The organism is Neglectibacter caecimuris, assembly GCF_034335015.1.
GTDB lineage: Bacteria > Bacillota > Clostridia > Oscillospirales > Acutalibacteraceae > Acutalibacter > Acutalibacter caecimuris_A.
The window spans coordinates 571,275-596,243 of the sequence record NZ_JAWXXK010000003.1; the positions used below are offsets into that span (position 1 = coordinate 571,275).

Below are 24,969 nucleotides of genomic sequence, written 5' to 3' on the forward strand. Positions count from 1 at the left end.
TTTTTCGAAGCTTCCGTTTTCGAAGGAAGCCTAAAAGAATAACATCTCAAAACACAATAACAGTTTCCTTCGACAAGGGCAAGGCCCCCATCTGTCATTCTGAGCCGAAGGCGAAGAATCTCGTTCTTTTCTGATTCGTTGCAAGCGGTTAGTCATTGGAAAAGATGGTAGAAAAAGGATTTCTCAGGAATGACGGACTGAACGCGAACACAGAAAAAAGAATTGCGCTTTTCCGAAGCTTCCATTTTTGAAGGAAGCCTAAAAGAATAACATCGCAAAACACAATGGCAGCTTCCCTCGATAAGGGCAAAGCCGGGGAGGCCTGTAAAATTTTCTATGCTTTTTAGGCATAGAAATAGACAAATAAGAAGTATTGGACATTCCAAAAAGCCGCAATTATAATGGGGGCAGTCAAATACAGAGGAGGAAATTTATGAAACGGCTTGCCTCTTTTTCATTCAAAAAGATCTTTTCCCGCATTCTGACAGCGGTAATACTGCTTACATTGGGCCTGCCCTGCCGGGCGGCGAACGCCGAATTTTCCGATGTGCCCGCAAACAGCTGGTATGCCGATGCGGTGACCTTCTGCCGGGAAAACGGCTTAATGAGCGGTGTGGAGAGCGGGCGGTTTGCTCCCAACGGCACTGCCAGCCGCGCCATGCTGGCGGCGGTGCTGTACCGCCGGGCCGGAAGCCCTGCCACCGCTGCTGCTGCCGGTTTTTCCGATGTTCCCCTGAATGCCTACTACAAAAACGCCGTGGACTGGGGCTTTTCCACCGGGCTGATCGCCGGATATGGGAATGAGCGCTTCGGCCCTGCCGATCCGGTAACCAGGGAACAGCTGGCCGCTTTTCTCTGGCGCGCCGAAGGGCGGCCTGCCGCGGGGCAGACGCAAAACTTTACGGACGCGGCGCAGATTTCAAGCTATGCGGTATCTGCCGTGAACTGGGCCCGGGAGAAAAACATCATCAGCGGAAAAGGAAATAACTGCTTCGATCCAAAGGGGCTTGCCACCCGCGGAGAAATGGCCTCCATGCTGGCCCGCTGGGTACAAAGTGAAACAGAAACGCCTGAGCCTGGCCCTGGACCCGGAACTGATCCCACACCCGTGCCCGACCCGGCGCCCACGCCGCAGGCCCGGAAAATTTCCGTGCGGCGCGGCGGCAGCGAAGTGATTTATGAGTTGAATGACAGCACCGCCGCCAATTCCCTTTACGAGCAGCTTCCCATGACGATTTCGGTGGAAAATTACAGCACCAACGAAAAGATATTTTATCCGGCGCAAAGGCTGGACACCACTGGCATGCCCCTGGCGAAGGGCGGGGCAGGCACGTTGGCTTACTATGCTCCCTGGGGCGATGTGGTTTTGTTCTATGGTGATTTTCAGGAAAACAGCTCGCTGTTCGAGCTGGGCAAAGCGGTTTCCGGACAAAGCCTGATCGGCGGCTTACAGGGAGCCATCACTATAAAAACGGCCGGTCAGCCGGATCCCACCCCCATCCGGGGAAAAACCCTGATCGCGTATTTTTCCTGTACCGGCAGCACGGAGAGAATTGCCGGGCATCTCCAAACCGCTCTGCCGGAAGCCGAGCTTTATGAAATCGTTCCTCAAATTCCCTACACCGCTGCCGATCTGGATTACAGCAACGCCTCCAGCCGTACCAGCCGGGAGCAGAACGACCCAACCGCCCGCCCCGCTATTTCCGGTCAGGCTGTGGATCCGGGGCAATACGACGTGGTATTTCTTGGCTACCCTATCTGGCATGGGCAGGCCCCGAAAATCATCAGCACCTTTCTGGAAAGCTATGAGCTTGCGGGAAAAACCATTGTGCCGTTCTGCACCTCCGCCAGCAGCCCCATGGGCTCCAGCGCCGCGAACCTGCACGCTCTGGCACCTGACGCAGCCTGAGAAACCGGGCGGCGCTTCAGCGGCAGCGCGCCGCAATCCGCCGTTCAGGGTTGGATCGATGAGCTGCGCCTGCCCTAATTTCCCTTGACAAAAACGGAGGAAAAGAAATGAAACGATTCTTTACCGGGCTATTTGCCATTGCCCTTCTGCTTTGCCTCACCGCCTGCGGCGGAGAAGCTTCTTCTCTGTCCCGAAGCAGCACTGCGATCAGCAGCGCCTCAGAGCCTGCTCCGTCTCCTACACCGGAAGCCGCTCCTTCTCCGGAAGCCACGCCCACAACAGAGCCCGATCCCAGCATGGAACCGGGAGAGCCGGAACACGATCGGTCTCTGGTAGTATATTTCTCCTGGTCGGGCAACACGGAGCAGGTGGCGCTGGAAATCGCCGGTCAAACCGGAGCACCAGTGTTCAAACTCGAACCGGAAACGCCTTACACGACAGACTATAATGAGCTGCTGGAAATTGCCGGTCAGGAGCAGCGGGAATCTGCCCGACCCACTATTTCCGGAGAACTGCCCGATCTCAGCGGCGTAAATACGGTCTATTTCGGCTGCCCCATCTGGTGGGGCGATATGCCTATGATCCTTTACAGCTATCTGGACGCCGCCGATCTTTCCGGAAAAACCATATGCCCCTTTGTGACCAGCGGCGGAAGCGGGCTTTCCGGCACGGTGGAAACGATCCGAGAAATGGAGCCGGATGCGGTCGTTACCGAGGGGCTTTCCCTCGGCAGCGGAGAAGCGGCCGACTGCAAGGATTTCGTTGCCGCCTGGCTGGCGGAGCTGGAAACAAATTGACAGCCCGACAGGAGAAATAAAGCACTGGGGGGGAACTGCATGGAAAAACCGGTTGGAACAAGACATTTCAGCCCAAGTGGAGATTTTCGACAAGCGCATGAAGGAGGGCCTGGAAGGCAGTCTACATCAACTGACGGTTGACGGGAAACTGCTTTGACAAACAAAAAGCAGGAGGAATCAGTAAAAAGGGCGCTTCCCTTAAAGAAGCGCCCTTTTTTGGGGTGGAATGAAAAACGCGGTCGCGGCTTTCACTTGTATGTTGTCAAGCCGCAAAGCGTGTTATTCCGCGCCGCCTGTTTGGGGACGGGCGCTTTGCCTGGAATAAAGCAAATTATCCAGCTTCCCGGTGGCGAAATCGAACAGGGCGGCAAGGGCCACGGTGAAGAAAAAGCTCACCGCCGTAAAAAGGAGAGGGCGGTTCTGGCAGCCAAAATGGCTCAGGATCATAAAGGGGATCCTTTGCAGAATATAGAAACTGAACACATGGGAACCAAACCACCGCAAAATATGGTTGCCCACCGAGAATTTCAAGGTGAGGGTAACGATCAGCAGCATGAAAAAAATCGCCCACAGGCTATAGCATTTGATCCCCGCATTTCGTCTGGCGTCGAAGAACAGATAAACCACCAGCAAACCGGCAAAGGCCGTACAAGCAAGAGCATCGTTTTTGGCCATGACTCTTTCAAAAAGGGGCTTTCCCAGGGAAAAAAGCATGCCTGCCGGGAAAAGGATCACGGTATTATAGGTCCAGGGGTCCCTGTCGATGCGCATCTGCCAGAAAACAAACAAAATGGAAAGCGCCATGGTGAGCGCCGCGCCGAAATACACGTTTCCCCTGGAAAGCAGGAAGGAGACAAATACGATCAGATAAAGGGAAAGAATGGCAAACACATACCAGCCGCTGTTGCCGATGCTCGTCCAGCCGGGAAACGCCAGCAAAACGTCCAGGGACTTCAGCTTTTTCCCCAATATCAGGTTCACAGCCGCGTAGAGTAAAACCGCCAGACACATATGGGAAAACACCCGAAAAAAACGGCGGAAGGGGATCCCCTTCACATAAGACATGCCCCGGCGCTTAATAGATTCCATTATACCGTAGCCGGAATAAAAAAAGAAGGGAACAACGATAGCCTGGTCAAGGTAAATCCGAATGGAAAGATACGGCGCGTCAAGAGGCCCGGTAAGCTTTAGGTACCCGCTTGCGTGGCTGAGAAAGATAAGCAAGGCAAATATGCCGTTTATGGCCGTGGTGCGCTCCTTATCCATATAATCCAGAAAAAACTCGCCCTTTTTTGCCGCTTTGCTTTTCCATAAAACAGTCCCCGCCAGCAGGATCAGGAAAAGGATCATAAGCTCTGCACCTCGCTGTTCTAATCTCTGCGGCAGTTCAGTGGCAGCCGTTCTGCCTGCACCGCCAGGCGGCGGTGGGGTCGGTGGGATCCCAGCTGTGCCAGGAGGGGATCTGAAGCCCGGCGGGCTTTTTCAGGGGGCCAGAGCCTTCCGAGGTGGTGATCTGTACCTTGGTACCCAAGGCGCAGTTGTCGAAGATCCATTTGGCGTCCCGGCAGTTTAAGCGAATACAGCCCAAGGAACGGGTCTCGCCCAGGTGATTATACTCGTCTACCTCCAGATCCATATTGCTCTGGGTCCAGTTTGGTACGGAATGGAACAGGTAATTCCCCTGGATCTGGGTACACCACTGGGCCCAGGTATCTCCTACCATTTGCAGCCAGCGGTACCGGTCCGGCGTGTAAAAGGTGCCGGTAGGGGTACCGTAGCCGCAGGAGGTCCTCATGGCCCGCACCGGCGTGTTATAAGCGCCGCTGCTGTCCTTGGCGAAAATGATAAGATAATTGGAATTTTTATAGACCTTGATAAAATACGGGCCCTTTACTACGCCCAGGCCGGAGATATCCTCCACCATCAGGCCGTTTTTATAGTACCTGCGCCAGGAGCCGTTCTTGCGAAAGCCGGTATAGGCGGCCCCGGTATCGGAGCGGAAGAGATACTTTTTGCCATCGATGGTCTGCTCTCCCCGCAGAAATTTCCGGGTGGAGGCGTCCAGATAATACAGGGTGGAGCCATCCTTCACCCAGCGGCTTTTTTCCGGATATTCCGTATCCTGTGTATAGTCCGTCCAAATTTCTCCGGAAACGCCGTAGGAAACATGGGAGTGATCTGTGGCGGCTTCCAGAATGTTCTCATAAGCCCAATGCTCCGGGAAAAGGTCATAGAAATTTTTCGCGTCTGTTTTCTCCCTCACGGTCTCGTCCGGGCAGCGGCCCAGCATCTTGTTCAGCACCGTGACGGCCTCCGCCCGGGTGATGCCCTTTTCCGGCCGGAAGGTGCCGTCGTGAAAACCGGAGATCCACCCCTTCGCGGCAGCGGTGGCAATATAGGGGGCGGCCCAGGAGCTTTTGGAAACATCGGAAAAGGAAAGCTCGCCCTCTGCCAGGGCGTCACAGCTTACGGCGATGGTCACAAACTCCGCCCGGGTGATCTTTTTGCCGGGCCGGAAGGTGCCGTCCGGATAACCCTGTAAGATCCCCAGACCTGCCATAACGCCCACCGCCTCGGCATACCATTGGCCGTTTACGTCGGAAAAGGATTTTTTCTCCCAACCCCGCTCCCGCAGCAGGGCGTAAAACATCTGGGCGGCTTCAGCCCGGGTAACGCCCGCGTCCGGCTTGAACATACCGTTTTCGTGGCCCCTGATGTAGGCAAAATGGGTATCGGTATTCAAAAGCTCCGATACCTGCCGCTCCCAGCGGGCAATATAAACGGCGTCCTCCTCCGCCGGAAAGGAGTCGGGATAAACCAACTGGCCGTTTTTATCGAACCAACCCGCAAACCGTGCGGCGGGAAGCTGGGGAGCCTCCGGCAGCTGGGGGTATTGTCCCTTTTCTACCAGCACCGTTTCTGTACCGAAGGAGCCCAGCTTGAAGGTAAGGGTAACGGTTTCAGGGGCTTCGGCTTCCCCAGGCTCCTCCGTTTCCAAAGGAAGAGAGCTGTTTTCGGGAAGCTCGTCCCCGAAATCGGGAGCCTCCGGCAATTCTGTAGAAGCCTCTCCCGGCTGCTGCTCTGCTGCTTCCGGAGCTTCGGGCAACGGAACATTTTCTGCCTCTTCCGCTCCCAAAGCCGGAAGGGAAAAACAGGAAACGAGCAAAAGCACGCAGAGCAGGCAGGAAAAGAAAAAACAAAGCTTTTGAAGGGGCTTGCGGCGAACAGAAACTGATTTCATGAACAGGACATCTCCTTATGTATCTTTTTCAAACCTGAGAAACGGCCTTCGGGAAAAGCCATTAGCAATTAGCAATGAAAAGCTATAGTCACAGACTATTTGCTGTCTGTGGAAGCGCTGCCAGGGCAAGCGCATTCCGGCGTGGGAACGGTCTCGTTTGTCAACTCGGTTTGCCCTGCTCCTTCCTATTATAAACAAGCAGGATCCAAGAGCACTGTAAACTATTATTTACTCTGTTAAATTTCTTGTTTTCTCCCTGACTGAATTGCTCATTGTTCATTCCTCATTGCTCATTGTATCTACCGGCCAGCGTCTAGTGTCTAAACGGAAAGGCAGCTTTTGTAAAAACGCTTCCGCAAAGGGCGAAGGGAAAGCCGCGGCTTTCTTTGGAGCCGGAATTTCCGGCAGCTTGAAGCCCGGCAGGGAAAACGCAGGCAAAGTCAGGTTGTTTCGGGCCATGGAAAACAGAGAGCTTACGGTGCGAAGAATGCAGGCGTAGGTGTCCTTATCCAGCCCGCGCAGGCCGTTCAGGGTCTCCCAGGCGGCCTTCCACCACTGCTCCGGGGCATCGGAAAAGGATTCCCCCGGCAAAGCCCGCAGCACCCGGTACAGGGCGTCGGCAAAATCGGAAAGCTCCTTTGGGGAAAGGGAAGCAATCCAGGCGTTCAGGCTTTGATCCAAAAACCTTGCCCCGTAGGAGAGGTTTTCCGCCGCTTCAAAACCGCCATCTTTGACCTGCCAGGAAAAGGGATCGTGCTGCAGGATCCAGAACTGGTTGCTGCGGACGATCCGGCAGGTTTCCTGGTGCTGCAATAAAAGCCCCACTAGAGAGGACTGGGGGATCGTTTTATGCAGCCGATCCTTCATTTCGACAAATTCCTGGCTTTGCAAAACCCCCTCAGGAAAACCGGGGCCGTCATGGCTGTAAAAATCCGTAATGCGTTTACGGGTTTCCGGCGCACAAAACAGCGAGGCGTAAACGGCAATATTTCCGCCCTTGGAATGGCCCCCCGCCCGCAAGGGACAAGCAAGGGTTTCGGCAGCCCAGTTCAAATAGGCCGCCCCTGCCAGTTGGGAGGGAACCGGGCTGAGAAAAGCCAGATTAAAATCCTCTTTCCAGGCTACATAGGAGGCGTCCGTGCCCCGGTAGGCCGCATAGGCAAAGTCCTTCAGCAAAAAAGTGACGGCGGAAAACTGTTCCTCCGCCTCCCGGTCGATGATATTTACATATCCCCCCACCTTCAGGTCTTGGAACCGGGGATTTCCGACGGCCCGGCGCACCAGTTCTCCGTCCAGCTCCGGTACCCTGTCATGCTTTGTTAGAGAAGTAATGGCGGCTTCTCCTGCCAGGTCTCCCAGCGGAACAAAGCCTCCCTTCTCCGGGCCGGGAACCAGCCCGGCAAAGTTCAGATAGGAAAGCTGAGAAAGGATCAGGCTGTCCACTTCACAAAAGGGCTTTTCCGAAAAGCTCTCCGTGACCTCCCGCAGATAATCTAAAATATTCGCCATAAAAAAGCGCCTTTCCAGATCGTGAAAATTCGACAGAATATTCAATATTTAGTGTTCAAGGCTTGTTATCCCGTGCCTAGTATACCACAACTATGGGCAAGCGGAAAGAGATATTTCAAAATTTTCCGCGCCCCTTTAAGAAAATTCCTTTCCCGTTTTGGAAAATACAGGAAAGCTTGACATTTTTATAGAAAAGCAATGTGAAATGAGAATTGGCAATAAAGAGGTAAGAGCCCAAGCTCTACAAGCAGCGCCCGGTTGTACCCAACGCCCGATAAATTGGAATTTAGAGGTGAGGCACCGCGGCCACTTGTGAAGCTGCTTGGTGCGGGAAGTTAATCACTGACCCGACCATTGGTAAGCAAATAAATTGGAATTTAGTGTGTTAGTTGTTAGCCGTGAGTAGTTAGTTGTTAGAAAAGAGAAAAGGGCTCTCAAGTTGTCATCCTGAGCCCCCGAAGGTGGCGAAGGATCTCGTCCTTAACCTTTTACCAAGAATTAAGGGCGAGATTCTTCGCCTGCGGCTCAGAATGACAGTAGAGGGAACTATGTACTAAACTACAATTTGTCATCTTATCTTCCGGTCGGGTCAGAAACCAAACTTCCGCACTAAGTGGGGACACAAGTGGCTGCGGCGCCTCGCCGCAAACTATAATTTAGCTGCCCTTTGCCTCCTCTTATTTATAGAGGGGAAACAGACTGCTCCGCAATCTGCGGGGAGCGCCGAACGGCGAGCGCGTCCCGGTGGGGGGAAGGTCTCCAGTGGAGAACTCAGCTGTCGCTTCAGACATTGCTGAACGTGCCCCACTGGGGCACAGCAACCGCTCTGACCCGTTCTCGTTTGTCAACTCGGTCGTTGCTGGACGTGTGCCACCGGCACACAGCAACCAAGCCGACAGGCGAGAAAGGTGGAAGGGATAGTCACACGTAGAAAGTGGGATAAAACCGCCAGTTTTAATCCCCTCAGTCACGGCAGAGCCGTGACAGCTTTCTCCGCTTCGGGTGCAAAGCGCAGAAAGCCATGGCTTTCTTGGCGCATTGTTCTGCACCGACCGAACCGACAGGTGAGACCGTTGCTGGGCGTGCCCCACCGGGGCACAGCAACCGAGCCGACAGGCGAGAACGGTGGAAGGGATAGTCACACGCAGAAAGTGCCATAGAATCGCTAGTTAGAATTCCCTCAGTCACGGCACAGCCGTGACTGCTTTCTCCGCTTCGCTCTGGTCGGTGCTGGTCTCCACCGGAGACCAGCACCCCTTACTCGCGCAAGTGGAGCCTAAGGACGTTAAACTATAATTTAGCGATTATCCTTGTCATTCTGAACGAAGTGAAGAATCTCGTCCTTTGCCCTTCTGCTCAGGGAATGAAGGGCGAGATTCTTCATCGCTATACTCCTCAGAATGACAAAAGAGAGAACTTGCCATTCTCTAACAATTAATTCGTTAAATTATAATTTATCCCAACTAACGAACAGAAGAGCCTTCCTTGCCCCCCTGAATAAGAAAAGCAACCAGTTGGACCACTGATAGGGTGAGCACGCCCCACTGGCACATCTTCTTAGCGGCCTTTCGAATCTTGTCAAGCATAAAAATTCCCCGGCGAAGCCGGGGGTATTTCATATGCGGGCGAAGCCCTATGTTACCAGCCACGTGTCACATCGCGTTGGTACGTTCTGTCACTTGCATAGGTGCTCTCCTCTAAAAACATATTTTTTCTTCCTTCTTCTACTTCTGAGCTTTCCTATCCTTTGCCCCTGTTTTGATGCTCTTCTTTATCCCTTCTTTTGGTTACTTTTCTATTTTGCTTGTTTCATTTTCTTATTTGCTTTCCTTCTTTCCTATCCTCTCTCTTTTTCCTTTACCGTTTTTCTACTGTCCGCCCCTTTTCCCTTGCCCTCATTTCCTCCATGCCTTTTGGGGCGTTTTCCTTTCTACATCATCGGCAGAAGCTTTTTTTATGTGTCACTACTACAAAACAGATATTTCAGCGCAGACCGCACGTTAAAAGCATAGAAAACACCTGCGGTTTGTGACTTGCTCGCCGCCCAGACCGGCAATCAGAGTCACATTGCCGTAAATCTTCTTTGCTCTGAAAAATTTGGATTCCATTTTTACATTCCTCTTCAACTCTTTGATATGTCTTTTATGATTTTATCAAAAACGGATTCCCGATTCGTTGACGTATCGTAGATTGTAAAGCCATACTTTACCAGGTAATCTGTCATAACCCTGTTAAATGGAATAGCGTCTTGGGTAACATAATCTCTCAATTCGTCCTCACTCAAATTGTACGTCCAATCGTCTTCTGTGTCGTACTTTTTGAAGTCATTTACATACTTATCAACCGTCTTTTGGCCCTGTACTAATCCGATCAAAATAAAGCGGTCATTCAATTCAATCATCCCATATTCTTTCAGGATAGAGGTAATTTTTTCAAAATCAAAGTACCCGCCTTCCAGCACAAAAGCATTGTCTTTTACATTGTGTGCACGGAGATTTAACTCTCCCGCAAATCCTGTATCAGACGAAAACAGGCCCAAAAAGTGACCGATAAACGGCGCTATGTTTTCTGTTGTTCTATCTCTGTTCCAGTTCAGGCGAATGTCCAACTGTGGGTATGCCGCATGGAACGTAGCAACGAGTTTATCCAGGCTGATGACAAAGTAGCCCAACTCTTCGTGGAGCCTTTTCGCCAAAGTGGTTTTCCCGGCCCTTGAGGGGCCGACGATAATAATGCTTTTCATGAGCAAACACCTCATATCGGATATATTGTAAAGCGGGAAAGTTCAATACGAACTTTCCCGCTTTTTGGCGCGCTTGACTGGATTCGAACCAGCGGCCCTTAGAGTCGGAGTCTAATACTCTATCCAACTGAGCTACAAGCGCAAACATATATAGATAATCCGCGAAGCACGGCTTATCCTTCCAAATATGAAAATTACTGTCTTTTTAGTTTATCTCACTCGTATGGCGAAATATGTCGAATTCTGGAAAAGCGGAAATTTTTCCCGCCGCTAAAAGCCAGTTTACTTCTTCTCTTTTCCTTTTTCCTTCCGGGCAGCCTGGCGCTCCCGCTCCACATGGGCCTCCAGCTTTTCCAAAACGTCCTCGGGCTCAATGCCGTTTACCCGGAGGAACAAAACCAAAGAACGCTCCATGGGCAAAAGCTCTCCCACCTTCTGCGGATTTCTGGAAGCGGTGCGGGAAGTACGGCGGCGCCTTCCGGCGGAATCATACAGCGCTTCCTTTACCGAAATATCCTTCTCATAAAACATGGAGACAGGCACGCTGTAATACTGAGCCAGCTTTCCCAAAACAGCGGGATCCGGCCTGGTGGTGCCTATTTCATAGTACGAATAGGTGGAACGGCTGACATTCAGCGCCCGCGCGATATCCTCCTGCTTAAAGCCAAAGGACAGCCGCAGCTCCCGCAGCCTGTTCCCCAAAAAATGTTCTTCTTCAAAAGATAAAAATTCCATACTTCAAGCTTCCTCCCTGCAAAAATCAAAAGGCCACGTCTGATTTGACGCTCCTTCTTGACCAGTATTCCCGAAAGCGGTATGCTTTAGTATAAAGCACTTTCGACAAAATTTCCATAGATTTGACACAAATCGTCAATTTGTGTGAATAAAAATCTAAAACATGAGAATCGTTCTCGATATTATGAAAAAATTTTTCTATACTGTCTCATTTCATGCAAAACAGCCATGTTCTGAGACTTAAGCAGAGAGAAAAGAATACGAAATAAAGAAAACTTTTTCAAATGCGGTATGCGGCGCGGTCCGTGTTGGCCTCTACCGCCTCAATGCAAAAAAGCATCGGAGTAAGAAAACCCGCACCATGTTAAAAGGCCTGCCGGATGGCATAAACGCGCCTGTATTACACCGCCGACAGGGGGTGCCGCTTATCCGCGCGCTCTTTGGAGCCCTCTTGAGTATGCGCAAAATCAGGCTGAAACCGTAACCGCCTCTGCTCTTTGCCAACATTATACTACACTTTTGCCATATCGCCAATACCGCAAAATCCATAAATTTTCACAGGGACATTTTCCATAAAGGACACTTAGGATTCTTCTGATTTGCCATTGACTTTTTTTCTTCCAGCCGCTATAATAGATAAAGATATTTTTGCGGGCGTAGTTCAATGGCAGAACATCAGCTTCCCAAGCTGAATACGAGGGTTCGATTCCCTTCGCCCGCTCCAAAAGGAGACAAAAGCATTTTAAAGGCTTTTGCCTCCCTTTTTATACTCTAAAGTTCTATTGCAGAAACAAAAAGTGTGGATAGCGTCATAATCCACGCTTTTTTGTTCTCATCTGCAAGAAACGCCTAATAATCCATTAATAATCATGTTCAATAGAAGAAAAAAGCGAAATCAATTCCACTAATTTATAGGTTCTACTTGAAAATGCTCGAGCAATCCACTATAATATTAAGAAAGGAAGATAATCGTGAAGTTGTCTCCATTGGAATCAAAAATCTTCGGCAAAGTATGCTATGGCTTTCGACGCGACAAGAACAAGAGAGTAGAAACAGTTGAGCCGGAGGCCAAAATTGTGCGGGAGATATTTGGCCTATACCTGTCAGGAAACAGTTTGGAGAAAATTCAAGAGCATTTGCGCAAGCAAGGTATTCCTTCTCCATCCGGAAGAACTGTGTGGAGCCGTGATGTACTGAATAAGCTACTAAACAACTATAAGTACACGTTTGGCATTATCGACCATGCCACTTACATGGCTGTGGAAGAAATGAAATCAAAGCGGTGCAGAAATTCCAATCGGAATATTGAGGATGATGAAGAATGGAACGAGCAAGTCAATCCGAACGACTATGGGCATACGCTATAACGAGGGATGAGTATGCCAAGAGGCTAAGTGAAAAATCGCTGCTCAAAATAGGCGATTTGGAGTATATACGAAATCGCACATTTAACTTATTGATATATGGATTCAAATCTGCTCAGCTTGTTGATATGGTGTATACAATACAAGACAGGATATACAAGCTATTTAAACTTAAATAAATAGGCGGTGTTCATCTATGGTGTACTCTCCCAAAGACGATAAGAATTTCCAAAAAATAAAAAGCACTCAAAAGGAGGAGTGGGATCAGTATTTCACACCCAAGAAGATTATCCGTGATCTTACTCACGGCTACGTTCGCCTAACTAAATTTGAACTTGAGATTATCGACAAAGCGCCCTTTCAACGGTTAAAGGATATTCGCCAGTTGACCTGTCAGCAGGTTTATCCAGCAGCACGTCATACCCGTTTCGAGCACTCACTCGGTGTCATGGAACTCACTCGTCGTGCAATTGATAGTCTCAATGAAAATGGTTTTCTTACAAATGGTAGAAAGTATTCTACCAATGATCCCCCAATCTCTGATTTCATTCGTTTCAACGTGACTCTTGCGGCCCTTCTGCACGACGTAGGTCATTGTCCATTCTCCCACCTTGGTGAGACACAGTTCGACCCGCTTGAGGTGTGGCGTAGGCTTCGTAAGGATGTCCATCATTTTTTAGGCGGCAGCGAGTTGGATCAACGCTTCCAGGAAAAGAAATACGATAAAAAGCCTGATAAAGGTGCTGTCCATGAGCACCTTTCTTGTATCGTTGTACTGGAGAGCTTCTATGACATGTTTAAAGCAGTTTCGATTGACAATAAAAAAGGTACTGAGGGTAGCGACGGAAAAATCCGGGTCGATCTTGAGTTGCTTCTACGTTGCATCCTTGGAATTGAATATGACGTTAAAACCAGCAGACTTCTTCAAGATAGTATGGAGAAAAATGCCGCTATTCGACTGATCAACTCCACTATCTTTGATATGGACAAGCTCGACTATATCATGCGTGATTCCCTTTTTACTGGCATTGGTGTACCAACCATTGATACAGATAGACTGTTTCGGAATATGCACCTTTCAGAGCAGTATTCTCTGGTTTTCACCAGCAAAGCGGTACCAGTTCTTCAAAATATGATTGAAGCCCGAGATAACCTATATATGTATGTCTATAATCATCACACCGCCGTTTTTTCAGATTTTATATTCTCCTATATACAACGTCGAATGGATCACAATGCTCGCGCTTTCTATAAGATTATGTACCCTTCCCTCTTCCCAACAGAATTTAGCTTTGTCCAAATGGGACTCGCTGAGTTTCCAGTCAGTCGACAGGGTTTAGTCCTCAAGCCATACCTGTTCTCTTCTGACGCTGTGGTCGAGGGCAACCGCTCAGATAGTGACTGGATATCCCTGGTCAATGTAATTTACATTGCCTCAAAGCAGAACCGGAACACTGATTATATTTCCATAGGTATTGAAGCGGCAATCGAGGAGGAAAGGGCTGATTTAGTTGTGCCTCCAGGCGGCAGAAAACAATGCAAGCACTTTAGTTGGAGCAAATATGGAAAGAAAGCAGAACGCCATTGTGAGCGGTTCGTACCATGGCATAATCCATCTGAAGAGGATTGCGGGAAACTTGCTAAGCAGATTAAACGAACGTATTCGCTTGTTGACAGATACCAGTCCCGGAAGTTCCTCAAGCCTTGGTGGAAAACTATTTTTGAATTTCAAAACTTTATGAGTCGAAATTTCTACGATGATAATATCCGCAAGCAATTGTGTGATTTCATCTATAAAGACGGGGAGTATGGCCTGCCGGCAGCTGAGTTTCGTTCACAGCTTGCTAAGCATGTTAAATATGTTACGCAGCGATTATACAAAGAGAATGCATTTCGTATGTTTTTGAATGATGACGATCTTTTTGTTGTGGAACGTTCGATCCGTTTCTTCGACCAGAACACCATTGAAAAACTTGACATTGCGTTACAGACCAATGAAATTGTTGGTGTTCCCATTGAGACTGTAAACAAGGACTCCCCACGGGGGTATTCATGCAAAAGAATCGTTAATCCAGGAATATAGTTTCTCATGCCTAGCTCCTATGGGTCATTATTCCAATATCATTTTCCGTGAAAAGAGCAAGGATTCTGGGCAGAGTGTGCAGTTTTCCGAATTGTTCAATGAGCGCGTGATTGCCATGCTTATAACGTTATTGGAGGATACCTGATATGGATGCCTTGATTAATCAGCAGATTGCCGATCTTTGGGATCGGAATTTAAAGACTCGTGCAGAGGATTTGGAACAGGAAACTGATTTGACCTATACCCAGGTTATTAAGCCTTGGGTTTTATCTGAGATTCGTCTATCTACTAATTGTAGCCAGCGAGTATTGGATATTGGCTGCGGTTGCGGATATCTGACCAATGCAGTTTATGAAACGATCGGCGCATCGGTAACTGGCATTGACATTTCGTCATGTTCTATAGCCTATGCGCAGAAAAAATATCCCTCACTTTCTTTTGAATGCAGAGATTTGTATCAAAATGCTTTTGAAACGAGCTACGATATAGCATTAGCTGTAATGGTACTTAATAATATGCCGAATCTTGCCCGTTTCTTTCCAATCGTTTACAATGCGTTGAACCCTGGTGGAAAACTTATTGCTGTCATTCCGCATCCTATCTTTTGGACAAAAAAACATCTATACGACAATTCGTTCTCATATATTCGAGAAAGTTGCTATTCTGTTCCATTCTCAACAAAGGGACGATCAGACTATGAATCCGATATATTATATTTTCACCGTCCAGTAAGCACATACCTAAATCACATTGTCGAAGCAGGTTTTCATATTAGACGAGTTTGTGAACTTTGTGAGACCGGGGCAGCACAAAGTCCAGATATCCTGGGAATTGTTGTACAGAGACCGAATTGAAATAGATTCAATCAATTTTGACAGCGAAAGAAAAAATTTAAGTCTTGAAATCCCGCGTGAGCATTAGGATTAATCGTGAAAACTATTTATTGTGTTGCAAGGTGCTTGATTAAGTTTTTTAGTTAACACAAAAATTCATCGTAGGGCTTTGCAGGCTACCAGATAAAACTTCGATTGAATAGAAAACGAAATTGCTCACCTCATTATGCATTTAGAGCAGAAAGGCTTGTGGGTTCAGATACACCCACAATTAGGCAAAAATATCTTTTTCGTATCCACTTCACAAAATTTTTGTAAGCTTGATAGGAATCGAACCCGGGAGGGTATGGCCGTGCAGAAAACATTCCGGCGGAATGTTTTTAGGCCATAGCGACGAGCCCGGCACCTCAAGCCGTCGGCTTGAGGTGGGCGAGTTAGCGGCGGTGCAAACCGCCGGTCGATTCCCTTCGCCCGCTCCACACGAAAAGCCGCATTGTAGAGCCATTTTCGGCACTCAATGCGGCTTTTCTTTTTTCTAAATTCGCACTAAAGCAGCCCAAAACAGGCGGTTTTTTTGAGATAGACAAGTCAACAGACAAGTCAAATATGAATCAAGCCCTCCGGTTTCTTCTATCAATGCCACGGCGCTTTCTTCAAAGAGCTTTCTTTATACATACTCAGGTGTAACGTGTCCTTCTGAGCGAGAGATAATGGCAAAGCGTTGATATACGCCCATACCTTTTCCTGCTTTCCTTCCCCGGAATATTTTCCAACGTCCCGCAGGAACTTACAGTATGTATACGTACTTATTTTACTTTTCACTACCCGCTGGTACTTGGCATATGCGCTGTCACTCATTATTGCTTTCAGGGCCTGGCTTTTGACCTCTTCCGGGTACGGCGTTTCAGCGATAGCCATATACTTTTCCACAGTCGCGGCGTCGTCCTCCAGGTCGTCTAAAGCCTGCGCGATATCGTGGGCGCTGTCCGCCTCCATTCCCTCATCTAAAAATTTGCCAAGCTTATTTACGGCGTCAGAACCCTGGGCTTTCAGCAAAAGGTAATCCGTCATATCCATTCCGCTTTCCAGCAGCTTCAGCATCTTGGCGTACTGACTATCTTCTCCGGATTCCGTTTTCAGCTCCGTGCCGATCTCGTTTCCAACCATGGCTTTCTTCACTTCGTCCGAGAAGTCCTCATCGGCCAGCAGAAGATATTTCTTCTCTGCTTTCATGCCGGAGCTTTCCGCCGTCCACGCGGCCCATTGATCGGCTGTTCCGCCAGCTTCAGTGATCCGCTCCGCATTTTGGTACTGCTTATCAAGTGCGAAATCATCGTACAATACGGATTTTGCTTTTGCGTCAGCATAGCTGTAGAGCTTCTTCAGCATCTTAGCCTGTACTTCCGGCTCCGCTTTCTGAAAGCTCCCCGAACCTGCCAGAGGATCCAGACAGTCCTGCACGATACCGCCCCACACTCTATCATAGATTTGCTTCTGGTATGCGGTCAGCGCTCTTTCCTCTTCGCCCACCGTCACCTTAGAAGGGGTATCTGCCGGTATGGCATCAGTAAGCTGTGCGTGGTATAGTTCGGAGAGCTTTTCCGCTGTGCCCTCATCGATCTGCACATTACGCACCCCGAAGAGATATTCCGTTCTCGCTTCCAGCGCTCCGCCGGATAAACCTTTCAGGTCAGTTTTCGCCGGCGTGTCAAAAACGCCTTCAGCTTGAGCCTTGATTTCTTCCGGCAGGGAACCAAGCAGATACTTTTCTATGTTCTCCATGGGGAACCCACCTAAATACATAGATGCCTTTTCCAGAATCTCCTTCACGGCGCCCAGGTAGTCCCCAGCATTTCTCCGAACATACTCTCCCCAGTCTCCACCGTTTGAGACCACATCGAAGCTGTCCGCAATGAATTTTTCAATCGTGTTTCCGGCTCCTCCTACGGAATCAATTACATCGTCCAGCTGCTCTCCGCCCGGGATTTCTATCCCGTACCATTTGCCGCCTGTAATTTTGCTTTCAATCACATCGGCGATCTCCCCGCCGAAGGTCACTATACCCGCCGCGTCGCCAAAGGAATCCCAGAGTACGCGTTCCATGATGGATTCAAAGGCCAGATTTCCTTCCTCGTCCCGGTATTTCTTCCCTCTGTTTTTCCATACGGCTGTATGCCGGACACATAGCTTTCCATACCGGTGCAAATATAATCCAAGGCCGCGTTCAGCTGGTTCACGGTTTCCTGCTGTCCCGCTATATAGGTACTGTTCATAGCCCCTTGCAGCTGCCTTGTCTGGTCTATGATCTCCCCGGCCATGGCCGCGCGCTCCGCCGGGCTCATAGTTTGCCAACTCTGTGCCATTTGCTCATATTTCTGGCCGATAGCGCCCACAGAGTTTTCCAGCCTTGCCTTGTCTGCCTGTGTGGTCTGGCTTGTCGAGATTGCCCCACGAATCACAGAGAACAGAAAGGCTGTAACAAAATCCGTTGCCATCTGCTCTTTCGTAGGCTTTTCCTCTCGCAGCGCGTACCCAGTACCGATGTTTGCGCTTGCCGCCGCAAAGCCGCTGCTTGTCTGCCGGACAAACTCCATGAAGGGAGTCATCAGCCCTGATTTGGTCAGGGCTGTGCTGATCCCGGTATTCACAAGCCCTTCCGCCAATCCCCCGGCCAGCCCCTGCGCTCCGGATATCGCCACAGATTTTCCATACTCTTCCGGGCTCATGTTCCCGGTAGATACCGCGCCCGCGTTTCTCACGGCGTCCGCCGCCATAAAGGTAGCCGCGCTGTTTACTGCTCTCCCGGCAAAGGTCGTTGCGGCTTTCCCTGCTCCAAGCGCTTTCCCTGCCGTGCCTATCCCGGAGCTGAGCGTTGAAAGCATCATAAGGTTCCCGCCCACCTCACCGGCCGTTGCCATAACCGGGTGCTGCTCTCTGGCGCCTGCCAAATCCTGTTCGAACTTTACATGCTCTTCGCTCAATTTCTTCTTCAGTTCATCATCGTTCAAGAGAAACGCCGCGCCGGATCCCAGTGTTTCCGCAATAGATACGGTTCCCGTTCCCTTCATGGCTCCATAAAGCAGCGCCTGAATCCCGGTGTAGTCCTTATCTGTTACCGTATCAATGTACTCATATGCCGCTTCCGGGCCATCGTTTTTGTACAGCCAGTTAAAGCGCCGTACCGTTTCTTTCGGCAGATCCTTATAGTGGGAATGGGTATCCGTTCCGTTCTTGGCAACTGCATCGTTAGTATCCACCACCTGCCGGGCAATGGGGTTTCCATTGATGTAGTCGTAGAGGATATCATCAAAACCGGTAACATCATAAGTAACGTTCGCACCGCCCAAAGCATTGACCCCATAGATTTTATTTACTTGCGGCTCTTCCAGCGGTTACGGCATCAAAAATGTGATGGAAAGGATCAAGCTGTATTACGGCGGAGAATACGGCCTGACCTATCAAAGCAAGCGAGGAGAAGGGACTACGGTTCGGCTTTGCGTTCCATATCTGAATATCAGATCCGATCTGTAATTTTCTTTTCCGAATAAAGCAAAAAACAGGAGGCATATTTCCATGTCTCCTGTTTCTTGTTTCATTCAGTCAAAAGGTCAGCCGCTTGAGGTCCCGGCCTAGGCAGGCGTTATTCCGCCTCGATCCGCTCTAAAATCAGGGGCTCTTCCTTGGGCCGCGCGGGGCCCAACCGCAGCGCGGAAAGCAGGCGTTCCTCGCCTCGGCGGCACTTTTCCTCGCTTTCACTGTACAGCAGGGCAAGGGGCTCCCCGGCTATGACGGGATCTCCCTTTGTTTTGAGAAGGGAGATCCCCGCGCCGAGGTCGATTTTGCTTTCCTTTGTTTCCCGGCCGGCCCCCAGTTCCATGGCGGCAAGCCCGCATTCCTCCGCGTTCAGTGCGGTGATCCAGCCCGTTTCGGGTGCACGCACCTCTTTCCTTACAGGAGAGAGTGAAAGCTTTTCCGGTTCCCGCAGGAAGGAACTGTCCCCGCCCTGAGCCTCCGCCGTTTCGCAGAGCTTCTCAAAGGCCGCGCCGGAGCTTACCGCCTGCTTCGCCTTTTCCCGGGCTTCCTCCGGGGATTCCGCCTGCCGGCCCAGATAGATCATGTTTGCCGCAAGCTCCAAGCACAAAGCGGAAATCCGCTTTTCTCCCGTTCCCCGCAGAACCTCACAGGCCTCCTGTACCTCCAGGGCGTTGCCGATCTTCCTGCCCAGCGGCAGATCCATATCCGTGATCAGGGCAAGGGTCTTCCGCCCCGCGCTCTGGCCAATACGCACCATTTCCTCCGCCAGAGCACGGGCATCTTTCCGACTTTTCAAAAACGCGCCGGAGCCCATTTTTACATCCAGCAAAATAGCATCCGCTCCGGCGGCCAGCTTTTTTGACATGATGCTGGAGGCGATCAGCGGCAGGCTTTCCACCGTGCCGGTCACGTCCCGCAGGGCGTAAAGCTTTTTATCCGCCGGGCAAAGATTTCCGGACTGGCCGATCAGAGCCATTCCGGTGCGGTTTACAACGGAGAAAAATTCCTCCCGGGGCAGCTCCGTGCGAAATCCGGGAATGCTTTCCAGCTTATCCACCGTGCCGCCGGTATGCCCCAGCCCCCGGCCGCTCATTTTGGCGATCTTCACCCCGCAGGCCGCGGCAATGGGCCCGCAGATCAGGGTGGTTTTATCTCCCACTCCCCCGGTGGAGTGCTTATCCACCTTCACCCCGTCGATGGCGGAAAGCTCCGCCATCTCTCCGGAATGGGCCATTTCCAAAGTGAGGCAGGCCGTTTCCCGGCGGGTCATGCCGCGAAAAAGAACCGCCATCAAAAAGGCGGAGGCCTGGTAATCGGGGATCTTCCCTTCGGAAAAGCCTCGGACAAAAAAGACAAGCTCCTGCTCCGTCAGTTCACCGCCCTCCCGTTTTTTGTGAATGATATCCACCATGCGCACAAAACCGCCTCCTTTTCCGGAGCTTGTTCCCACAAACAAGGGAAACAGGCTTCAACACTTTTCCCGCTCTCCCAGCTGCTCCGGCCCAAAGGAAACGGGCAGCAGCTCCGCCAGGGTATACCGCTTTTGGTTTGTTCCGTCTGTGAGAAGGATCTCAAAATCCGGCCCGCAGAACTCCCGCATGACCTGCCTGCACACGCCGCAGGGCGGGCAAAGCTCCCTGGGCGGCTCATGGGCCGGGCCGCCCGCTATGGCAATGGCGAGAAACTCCCGCTTTCCGTCTCCTACCGCCCGAAAAAAAGCGGTGCGCTCCGCGCAGCTTCCCGGCGAAAGGGAAGCGCACTCAATATTGCAGCCGGAATACACCGTACCGTCCGCGCACAGCAGCGCCGCCCCCACCGCAAAGCCGGAATAGGGGCAGTACGCCGTTTCCCTGGCCTCCGCCGCCCGCTGAAGAAGTGCTTGATACAGCCCCTCCATTCCGTCCTTTTTCACAGGTTCCATATTGACCGGCTCCTTTCGGGGTAATAGTTGTTCATCGTTAGCTGTTAGTTGTTAGAGGAGAGCCCCTCACTGTCATTCTGAGCCGTAGGCGAAGAATCTCGTCCTTCATTCTCTGTGTAGAAGGGCAAAGGGAAAGTTCTCTTTTTTGTCATTCTGGGGAACGCAGAAAGCGATAGCTTTCTTGGCGAAGAATCTCGCCCTTGATTCCAGGGCAAAAGAACAAAGGACGGGATTCTTCACCGAGAAAGCAAGGCTGCCTTGCTTTCTGTTCAGTAATGACAAAATAGAAAATGGGCGGGTAACCGCTAAATTCCAATTTATCAAACTCTGCCCACACCTTAAATCTTACATCACCCCGCCGCGAACTGGCTGTTGTAGAGTTCGGCGTAGAAGCCGCCCTGGGCCAGCAGTGCCTGATGGCTTCCCTGCTCGATGATATGGCCGTCCCGCATGACCAGGATCACATCGGCGTCCTGAATGGTGGAAAGGCGGTGGGCCACGATGAAGCTGGTGCGGCCCTGCATCATTTTGGCAAAGGCCTTTTGAATGCGGGCTTCGGTGCGGGTATCAATGGAGGAGGTGGCCTCGTCCAGAATCAGCATGGGCGGCAGGCAGAGCATCACCCGGGCAATGCACAAAAGCTGCTTTTGTCCCTGGCTGATGGCGCCGCCGTCCTCGCCGATGACGGTATCGTATCCCTGGGGCAGGCGCTTAATGAAGCTGTGGGCATGGGCGGCTTTGGCCGCCTCCACCACCTCCTCCAGGGTGGCCTCCGGCTTGCCGTAGGCGATATTTTCCCGGATCGTTCCCTGCTTGAGCCAGGTATCCTGCAACACCATGCCGTAGTTTTTCCGCAGGCTGTTCCGGGTGACCTCCCGGATATCCGTGCCCTCCACCCGGATCACGCCGGAATCCACATCATAAAACCGCATCAGAAGGTTGATGACGGTAGTTTTGCCGCAGCCGGTGGGACCCACCAGGGCTACCCGCTGGCCGGGCTTTACCTCTAAATTGAAATGCTCGATGAGCCGCTGACCCTTTTGATAGGCAAAGAACACGTCCTCGATGGAGACCCGGCCCTCCACATGCTCCAGCTGTACCGCATTCGGGCTGTCCGGAAGCTGAGGCTCCTCTTCTATGAGCTCGAACACTCTGCCCGCGCAGGCCAAGGCGTTTTGCAGCTCTGTCACCACACCGGAAATTTCATTAAAGGGCTTGGTGTATTGATTCGCATAGCTCAAAAAGCAGGAAAGCTGGCCTACGGTAAGGCCGCCGCCCACCACGGAAAGCGCCCCTACCAGGCCCACTCCCGTATACACCAGGGAATTGACAAACCGGGTGGAGGGGTTGGTAATGGAGGAAAAGAAAATGGCCCGCAGAGAGCATTTGCGCAGCCGCTCGTTGACCTCGTCAAACTGCTCCAGCGCCTTCTTCTCCCTGCCGAAGGCCTGCACCACCTTCTGCTCTCCCACCATTTCCTCTACAAAGCCTGTCTGTTCCCCCCGCACCTGGGATTGCAGCCGGAACATATCATAGGTGCGCTTGGCGATAAAGGCCGCCACAAACAGAGAAACGGGGGTGACCAGCACCACCACCAGAGAAATGCCCACATTCACGGAAAACATGAAAAACAGCGTGCCGAGAATGGTCAGCACCCCGGTAAACAGCTGAGTAAAACCCATGAGCAGCCCATCGGCAAACTGATCCACATCAGCCACCATGCGGCTGACTACCTCCCCCGCCGGGTGGGAATCCAGATAGCGCAGCGGCAGCTTTTGCAGCCTGCGGAAGGCGTCCTGCCGAATATCCCGTACCACACGGTAGGCCACATGGTTATTGCTTACGTTCATGGTCCACTGGCACAGGGCCGCCACACCGATGGCAATGCCGATTTTCACAAGGATCCGGAAGATCCCGGAAAAATCCACCTGCCCGGGACCGAGGATCAAGTCCACCGCGCTGCCGGTAAGGATCGGGATATAGAGAGACGCCGCCACGGAAGCCGCCGCCAGCAAAACGGACAGCGCCATAAAAAACCAATACCGGCGAAGATAGGAAAGCACCTTTTTCAGCGTGCCTTTTTTTGCTTTTTCCACCTGCCTGCTCATTGCTTCGACCACTCTTTCTCCGTAAGATCAAACCCTAGTCAGACGCTCACGATTTTTCTTTTTGGAATTGGGATTCATAGATCTCCCGGTAGACCTGACAGCTTTCCAGCAGCTCATCGTGGGTTCCCACGCCTACCGCTTCACCGTCGTCCAGCACGACGATCACATCGGCCTGCCGCACAGAGGCCGCCCTCTGGGAAACCAGCAGCACCGTGGGGCTGTTGGGCAAATCGGCAATGGCGGTGCGCAGCTTCAGATCAGTGGCGTAATCCAAAGCGCTGGCGCTGTCGTCCAGAATCAGAAAATCGGGCTTTCGCGCCAGGGCCCTGGCAATGGTGAGCCTCTGCCGCTGGCCGCCGGAGAAATTTCTTCCCCCCTGAGCCACCGGCTCGTCCAGGCCCTGTTTTTTCTGCTTTACAAAATCTTTCGCCTGAGCAGTCTCCAGCGCCTGCCAAAGCTCTTCCTCCGAGGCGTCCTCCTTGCCCCATAACAGGTTTTCCCGGATCGTACCGGAGAAAAGCACCGCCTTCTGAGGCACCACCCCCACCCGGCTTCTGAGAGCTTCCGGGTCCCATTCCCTTACATCTGTTCCGCTGACCAACACCCTGCCGGAGGTACAGTCGTAAAACCGGGGGATCAAATTCACCAGACTGGTTTTCCCGCTGCCTGTGCCGCCGATAATCCCCACTACCTGGCCGGGCTCTGCGGAAAAGCTGATATGGGAAAGGGACTCCGCCCCCGCGCCGCCGTAAGTAAGGCTCACATCTTCAAAGGCCAGGGCGCCGGGGCGTTTCCCCGTTTCTCCCTGCCGGGGAAGTTCCATTCCCACAGGCAGCTCCAGCACCGCCTCCACCCTGCCCGCGCAGGCCAGGGCCTTGGCAATGTTGATGATCAAATTGGCAAGCTTGATGAGCTCTACCAGGATCTGCGCCATGTAATTGACCAGGGCCACCACCTGGCCCTGGGTGACGGCCCCGGTATTTGCCCGCAGACCTCCCACCCAGATCACCGCCATGGTGGCCAGATTGATTAAAATATAGGTCAAAGGATTCATCAGTGCGGAAACCTTTCCCACAAAGGTCTGCATGCGGGTAAGGCTCTCGTTTTCCTCGTCAAACCGCCGAATCTCCGCCTCTTCCCTGCCGAAAGCGCGGATCACCCGAACGCCGGTCAGGTTTTCCCGGGCTACGCCCAGCACCCGGTCCAGCCCCGCCTGCACCCGCTTGTACCGGGGCATGGTCCAGAGCATGATCCAAAAAACCACCAGAAACAGCAGCGGGATCACTACCGCGAACACCAGGGCGGCCTTCCAGTCAATAGTAAAGGCCATAAGCATAGCGCCGAACACCACAAAGGGAGAGCGCAAAAGCAGGCGCAGGGTAAGGTTCACACCGTTCTGCACCTGGTTTATATCGCTTGTCATACGGGTGATCAGCGTAGAGGTACCCGCCCGGTCCAGCTGGGAATAGCTCAACTTCTGGATACGGGCAAACAGCGCTTGGCGCAGCCGGGAGGAAAAACCCACCGCGGCCTTGGCGGCAAAATACTGGGCCACCAGGGTACAGCAAAGGCCGATCACGCCCAGCGCCACCATCAGAAGGCACATGTGGATAATATAGGGCCTGTCTCCATTTTTAATGCCGGTGTCGATCACCGCCGCCATCACCAGAGGCACCAGGAGCTCAAAGGAAGCCTCCAGCAGCTTGAAGGCCGGCGAAAGCACACATTCCTTTCGATACCCTTTCATATAACAAAGCAGCTTTTTCACACAGATCTTCCTCGCTTTTCAGGTCTGCTTTTCTTAGCCAGTCGGTGCGAATTTAACCGTTCGGCTAGGGGTTGTTTGAAAACAGAGAAAATGCCGGATTTTGTACAAGGCGAGACGGTTTCAAGGCGGAGGACCACAAGACGGGCTGATGCCCGTCTGAGATTTCCAACGCAAAAATCCGTCCGCATTGGGCAAAAAGACGGCGTTTACGATTTTTCAAATAACCTTTACTTTATTGTAGCAATATTTTCCTTTTGCCGCAACTGTTTCTCATGGCATTTTCAAGCTTTTCCCGGAAAAACAAAGGAGAAAAACAGCAGGCACTGTTTCTCTCCTTTATGATCCCCTATCCTTAGAGGATCATGTAAAATATGATGGAACATGCGGTGATCAACCGTCAGCCGCGCTCAGCTATTGCGCCGTG

General features: G+C 51.5%; 17 protein-coding genes and 2 tRNA genes. 7 read left to right on the forward strand and 12 right to left on the reverse strand.

Annotation, left to right across the window (positions count from 1 at the left end; translation table 11 throughout):
• Nucleotides 1-433 precede the first annotated feature (433 nt).
• Together U8T64_RS05705 and U8T64_RS05710 are read left to right on the forward strand one after the other, a co-directional pair.
• The gene (locus U8T64_RS05705; RefSeq protein ID WP_322181794.1) at nucleotides 434-1,909 is read left to right on the forward strand and encodes a flavodoxin; all 1,476 of its coding nucleotides are present in this window, start codon (nucleotides 434-436) and stop codon (nucleotides 1,907-1,909) included.
• Between the two features lie 107 nt (nucleotides 1,910-2,016).
• A complete protein-coding gene (locus tag U8T64_RS05710; protein ID WP_322181796.1) occupies nucleotides 2,017-2,706 on the forward strand; it encodes a flavodoxin in 690 nt (229 codons plus the stop codon).
• A gap of 279 nt (nucleotides 2,707-2,985) precedes the next feature.
• On the opposite strand, the gene U8T64_RS05715 is transcribed toward U8T64_RS05710, so the two are convergent.
• The 6 genes from U8T64_RS05715 to U8T64_RS05740 all read right to left on the reverse strand — a co-directional run bounded on the left by U8T64_RS05715 (nucleotide 2,986) and on the right by U8T64_RS05740 (nucleotide 10,934).
• Entirely contained in the window at nucleotides 2,986-4,056 is a 1,071-nt protein-coding gene (locus tag U8T64_RS05715) for an acyltransferase family protein (RefSeq protein ID WP_322181798.1), read from the reverse strand.
• A gap of 37 nt (nucleotides 4,057-4,093) precedes the next feature.
• Nucleotides 4,094-5,947, reverse strand: coding sequence for an S-layer homology domain-containing protein (locus U8T64_RS05720; RefSeq protein WP_322181800.1), 1,854 nt, complete (start codon nucleotides 5,945-5,947; stop codon nucleotides 4,094-4,096).
• A gap of 276 nt (nucleotides 5,948-6,223) precedes the next feature.
• Nucleotides 6,224-7,456, reverse strand: coding sequence for an Mbeg1-like protein (locus U8T64_RS05725; RefSeq protein WP_322181802.1), 1,233 nt, complete (start codon nucleotides 7,454-7,456; stop codon nucleotides 6,224-6,226).
• A 2,122-nt stretch (nucleotides 7,457-9,578) separates the two neighbouring features.
• Nucleotides 9,579-10,199, reverse strand: coding sequence for an AAA family ATPase (locus U8T64_RS05730; RefSeq protein ID WP_322181804.1), 621 nt, complete (start codon nucleotides 10,197-10,199; stop codon nucleotides 9,579-9,581).
• Between the two features lie 65 nt (nucleotides 10,200-10,264).
• Nucleotides 10,265-10,341 (reverse strand) — tRNA-Arg (locus U8T64_RS05735).
• 140 nt (nucleotides 10,342-10,481) lie between these two features.
• Nucleotides 10,482-10,934, reverse strand: coding sequence for a helix-turn-helix domain-containing protein (locus U8T64_RS05740; RefSeq protein WP_322181806.1), 453 nt, complete (start codon nucleotides 10,932-10,934; stop codon nucleotides 10,482-10,484).
• 650 nt (nucleotides 10,935-11,584) lie between these two features.
• Between U8T64_RS05740 and U8T64_RS05745 the strand changes: the two genes are divergently transcribed.
• The 4 genes from U8T64_RS05745 (at nucleotide 11,585) to U8T64_RS05760 (ending at nucleotide 15,235) form a co-directional block, all read left to right on the forward strand.
• Nucleotides 11,585-11,658 (forward strand) — tRNA-Gly (locus tag U8T64_RS05745).
• A 247-nt stretch (nucleotides 11,659-11,905) separates the two neighbouring features.
• The gene (locus U8T64_RS05750) at nucleotides 11,906-12,301 is read left to right on the forward strand and encodes a recombinase family protein (protein WP_322181808.1); all 396 of its coding nucleotides are present in this window, start codon (nucleotides 11,906-11,908) and stop codon (nucleotides 12,299-12,301) included.
• Nucleotides 12,302-12,494: 193 nt separating this feature from the next.
• Complete coding sequence (locus U8T64_RS05755) at nucleotides 12,495-14,381, forward strand: HD domain-containing protein (RefSeq protein ID WP_322181810.1); 1,887 nt, start codon at nucleotides 12,495-12,497, stop codon at nucleotides 14,379-14,381.
• A 146-nt stretch (nucleotides 14,382-14,527) separates the two neighbouring features.
• Nucleotides 14,528-15,235, forward strand: coding sequence for a class I SAM-dependent methyltransferase (locus U8T64_RS05760; RefSeq protein ID WP_322181812.1), 708 nt, complete (start codon nucleotides 14,528-14,530; stop codon nucleotides 15,233-15,235).
• 612 nt (nucleotides 15,236-15,847) lie between these two features.
• Here U8T64_RS05760 and U8T64_RS05765 read toward each other — a convergent pair.
• Together U8T64_RS05765 and U8T64_RS05770 are read right to left on the reverse strand one after the other, a co-directional pair.
• A complete protein-coding gene (locus U8T64_RS05765; RefSeq protein WP_322181814.1) occupies nucleotides 15,848-17,317 on the reverse strand; it encodes a hypothetical protein in 1,470 nt (489 codons plus the stop codon).
• Nucleotides 17,272-18,561, reverse strand: coding sequence for a hypothetical protein (locus U8T64_RS05770; protein ID WP_322181816.1), 1,290 nt, complete (start codon nucleotides 18,559-18,561; stop codon nucleotides 17,272-17,274). The genes U8T64_RS05765 and U8T64_RS05770 overlap by 46 nt, the downstream gene beginning before the upstream one ends.
• Nucleotides 18,562-18,625: 64 nt before the next feature.
• On the opposite strand from U8T64_RS05770, the gene U8T64_RS13880 reads away from it, so the two are divergent.
• Nucleotides 18,626-18,745, forward strand: coding sequence for a sensor histidine kinase (locus U8T64_RS13880; protein ID WP_367575400.1), 120 nt, complete (start codon nucleotides 18,626-18,628; stop codon nucleotides 18,743-18,745).
• A 109-nt stretch (nucleotides 18,746-18,854) separates the two neighbouring features.
• Here U8T64_RS13880 and U8T64_RS05775 read toward each other — a convergent pair whose 3' ends face one another.
• From U8T64_RS05775 to U8T64_RS05790, 4 genes are all read right to left on the reverse strand, one after another.
• On the reverse strand, nucleotides 18,855-20,165 hold the full coding sequence (locus U8T64_RS05775) for a pyrimidine-nucleoside phosphorylase (RefSeq protein ID WP_322181818.1): 1,311 nt from the start codon (nucleotides 20,163-20,165) through the stop codon (nucleotides 18,855-18,857).
• 51 nt (nucleotides 20,166-20,216) lie between these two features.
• A complete protein-coding gene (locus U8T64_RS05780; RefSeq protein ID WP_322181820.1) occupies nucleotides 20,217-20,669 on the reverse strand; it encodes a cytidine deaminase in 453 nt (150 codons plus the stop codon).
• Between the two features lie 350 nt (nucleotides 20,670-21,019).
• On the reverse strand, nucleotides 21,020-22,777 hold the full coding sequence (locus tag U8T64_RS05785; protein WP_322181822.1) for an ABC transporter ATP-binding protein: 1,758 nt from the start codon (nucleotides 22,775-22,777) through the stop codon (nucleotides 21,020-21,022).
• 46 nt (nucleotides 22,778-22,823) lie between these two features.
• Nucleotides 22,824-24,545, reverse strand: coding sequence for an ABC transporter ATP-binding protein (locus U8T64_RS05790; RefSeq protein WP_322181824.1), 1,722 nt, complete (start codon nucleotides 24,543-24,545; stop codon nucleotides 22,824-22,826).
• Between the last annotated feature and the right edge of the window lie 424 nt (nucleotides 24,546-24,969).

Excerpts from the sequence above, each read along its gene's own strand:
- U8T64_RS05705 (WP_322181794.1), top strand. The coding sequence starts at position 434 with ATGAAACGGCTTGCCTCTTTTTCATTCAAAAAGATCTTTTCCCGCATT.
- U8T64_RS05710 (WP_322181796.1), top strand. The coding sequence starts at position 2,017 with ATGAAACGATTCTTTACCGGGCTATTTGCCATTGCCCTTCTGCTTTGC.
- U8T64_RS05715 (WP_322181798.1), bottom strand. The coding sequence starts at position 4,056 with ATGATCCTTTTCCTGATCCTGCTGGCGGGGACTGTTTTATGGAAAAGC.
- U8T64_RS05720 (WP_322181800.1), bottom strand. The coding sequence starts at position 5,947 with ATGAAATCAGTTTCTGTTCGCCGCAAGCCCCTTCAAAAGCTTTGTTTT.
- U8T64_RS05725 (WP_322181802.1), bottom strand. The coding sequence starts at position 7,456 with ATGGCGAATATTTTAGATTATCTGCGGGAGGTCACGGAGAGCTTTTCG.
- U8T64_RS05730 (WP_322181804.1), bottom strand. The coding sequence starts at position 10,199 with ATGAAAAGCATTATTATCGTCGGCCCCTCAAGGGCCGGGAAAACCACT.
- U8T64_RS05740 (WP_322181806.1), bottom strand. The coding sequence starts at position 10,934 with ATGGAATTTTTATCTTTTGAAGAAGAACATTTTTTGGGGAACAGGCTG.
- U8T64_RS05755 (WP_322181810.1), top strand. The coding sequence starts at position 12,495 with ATGGTGTACTCTCCCAAAGACGATAAGAATTTCCAAAAAATAAAAAGC.
- U8T64_RS05760 (WP_322181812.1), top strand. The coding sequence starts at position 14,528 with ATGGATGCCTTGATTAATCAGCAGATTGCCGATCTTTGGGATCGGAAT.
- U8T64_RS05765 (WP_322181814.1), bottom strand. The coding sequence starts at position 17,317 with ATGGAACGCGTACTCTGGGATTCCTTTGGCGACGCGGCGGGTATAGTG.
- U8T64_RS13880 (WP_367575400.1), top strand. The coding sequence starts at position 18,626 with ATGGAAAGGATCAAGCTGTATTACGGCGGAGAATACGGCCTGACCTAT.
- U8T64_RS05780 (WP_322181820.1), bottom strand. The coding sequence starts at position 20,669 with ATGGAACCTGTGAAAAAGGACGGAATGGAGGGGCTGTATCAAGCACTT.
- U8T64_RS05785 (WP_322181822.1), bottom strand. The coding sequence starts at position 22,777 with ATGAGCAGGCAGGTGGAAAAAGCAAAAAAAGGCACGCTGAAAAAGGTG.